The sequence below is a fragment of the Brevundimonas sp. genome (assembly GCF_032107865.1).
Classification (GTDB): domain Bacteria; phylum Pseudomonadota; class Alphaproteobacteria; order Caulobacterales; family Caulobacteraceae; genus Brevundimonas.
In genome coordinates, this window is record NZ_DAMCNG010000325.1 from 1 (window position 1) to 2,007 (window position 2,007).

General features: G+C 68.1%; 3 protein-coding genes and 1 pseudogene. 1 reads left to right on the forward strand and 3 read right to left on the reverse strand.

All coding sequences use genetic code 11. The features are described from left to right. Window positions 1-197 (reverse strand): DUF2163 domain-containing protein (locus tag RT567_RS16240; protein ID WP_313577241.1); only part of this gene is annotated, 197 nt, incomplete at its 3' end. A gap of 3 nt (window positions 198-200) precedes the next feature. Beyond that, complete coding sequence (locus RT567_RS16245) at window positions 201-812, reverse strand: DUF2460 domain-containing protein (RefSeq protein WP_313577242.1); 612 nt, start codon at window positions 810-812, stop codon at window positions 201-203. Window positions 813-975: 163 nt separating this feature from the next. Here RT567_RS16245 and RT567_RS16250 point away from each other — a divergent pair, with 163 nt between their 5' ends. Beyond that, window positions 976-1,677 (forward strand): DUF805 domain-containing protein, encoded by a 702-nt coding sequence (locus tag RT567_RS16250; protein ID WP_313577243.1) that lies wholly within the window; start codon window positions 976-978, stop codon window positions 1,675-1,677. A 113-nt stretch (window positions 1,678-1,790) separates the two neighbouring features. On the opposite strand, the pseudogene RT567_RS16255 reads toward RT567_RS16250, so the two are convergent. Further along, window positions 1,791-2,007 (reverse strand): annotated as a pseudogene (locus tag RT567_RS16255) (phage tail tape measure protein); the annotation flags it as partial.

The window sequence follows — 2,007 nt, forward strand, 5'->3', positions numbered from 1 at the left end:
AGCCCGACCTCGCCGTCGCCCGCGCCGCCGGTCCAGCCGCTGGCCGCCCGGCACGCCACGCCCTCGACCTCCAGATCGCGGTCATGGTCGGTGAAGCCCATCGCCCGTCCGTCCGTCCGCCTCAGCAGCCAGACATGACACAGCGTCGCCGCCCCGCTCTCGATGCGGGCGACCAATTCGCTCGGAACATTCCGCATGGCTCAGACCCGCACTTCAATCAGAGGCATGGCGACCATCCGCCCGGCGCCGAAGCTCTCCAGCGTCACCTCCATCCGATCCGCGTCGAACCGCACCGGCACGTCAAAGGCGAACCCCGCCGTCACCGCCGCGCCCTTGGGCGGCGCCGTCGCCAGCGTCACCCGCCCCGTAACCGCATCCAGGTTGAAGGCCGCCGTCTCCACGCCTGCCACGGCCACGCGCACCGATCCCTCGACCGGCTTGGCGATAATCCGCGGGTGATCCCCGTAAGCCTTGCTCAGCTGAAAGACGCGCGTCTGTCCGTCCCCCGTCCCGATCGCCTGATCCAGCGGCGTCACGGCCGCCCCCGGTGCCCCGCTCCTGAAGTCCGCGAAGTCGCGAAACCGGAACCCGTGCAGCCGCCCGCGCCGCGCCTCGAAAAACGTCGTCAGCGCCGCTATGTCGTCCAGCGACCGCAGGCCCGCCCCGATCAGATAGCGCCTGCGACCGTCCGCCCAGGGCGTCGAGCGGCGCTCGAAACCCGAGGCCAACGTCGTGATCTCCGTCCTCCGCTCAACCCCGCCGGTCGAGCCGAACGCCAGCCGCGCAGGCAGGCGCACCTCATGAAAGGCCATGCGTCCTCGCTACTTTGATGTGGATTGCGTCCCGTCGCGGGACAGATTGCGAACGTTTCGCGAAAAACTTCGCCTAGCGTCAGTCTTCGGGTTGTCCGAACGGCCTGGCTCAGCCATGCTTTCGCCACATCACGGCTAAGCCGTTCAACAACAGGAGATCCGCGTGCGCGGCGAAATTCTCAGCTATGACGATACTTCGGGCACGGGCCTGATCAGCGGCGACGACAGCATCCGCTACGGCTTCACGCGCACGGACGTCCAGGCTGGCGGAACCGTCGCCGTCGGCGCCCGCGTCGACTTCGTGCCGGAAGGCATGGAGGCGACCCAGATCATGATCCTGGCCTCCACCGCTCCCGCCGCCGCCTTCGGACAGGCCGCCGCCTCATCAACGGGCGGCGCTCCGCTCGGTGCCTATGACTTCGCCACGGCCATGTTCTCGTTCAACGGTCGCCTGCGCCGTCAGCACTTCTGGATCAGTTGGCTGATCCTGCTCGGCGCCGGCGTGGTGGTGGGCTGGATTCCGTTCCTCGGCCTGCTGCTGTCGCTCGCCATGATCTGGCCGAACCTGGCCATCACGGTGAAGCGCCTGCACGACATGGGCAAGTCGGGCTGGTTCGCCGTCATCCCCTGGGTCGCCAACATCGTCGGCTTCATCATGATCATCGGCGCCGTCGGCACGGCCATCATCACCAATCCGCAAGCCTTCGAGAGCGAAGACCCCGCCGTGGCCCTGTCCATGCTGGGCTCGATGATGGGCGGCCTCAGCATCATGCTGCTGGTCGGCCTCGGCTTCCTCCTCTGGATCGGCATCGTCGACAGCCAGAAGGGCGACAACAAGTTTGGCCCGAACCCCAAGGGCGAATAAGTTCCAAAGGGCGCTCTCAGGAGCGCCCTTTTTTGTTGCGCTATCGCTCGGCGCACGGCGCCTCGCTGCTTCAGCGCGTCATGTTTCGCTATCGCTCGGCGCGCAGCGCCTGTTCAACGTGCGCCCAGGGCCGCCGCCCGCGCCAGCATCCGGGCGATCTGGGCCTCCGAGCGCAACAGCCCCTCGGCCCCGCCATCCACCGTGACGTTCACCGTCATCCCGACCCCGCCGCCCATCGGCTCGATCGTCCCCGCGCCCGACGGGCGAAACACCTCTGGCCCGCGCTCTCCTACGAGATAGGCCCCGCCGCCCAAGACCGGCCCGCCGTCC

Excerpts from the sequence above, each read along its gene's own strand:
- RT567_RS16245 (WP_313577242.1), bottom strand. The coding sequence starts at position 812 with ATGGCCTTTCATGAGGTGCGCCTGCCTGCGCGGCTGGCGTTCGGCTCG.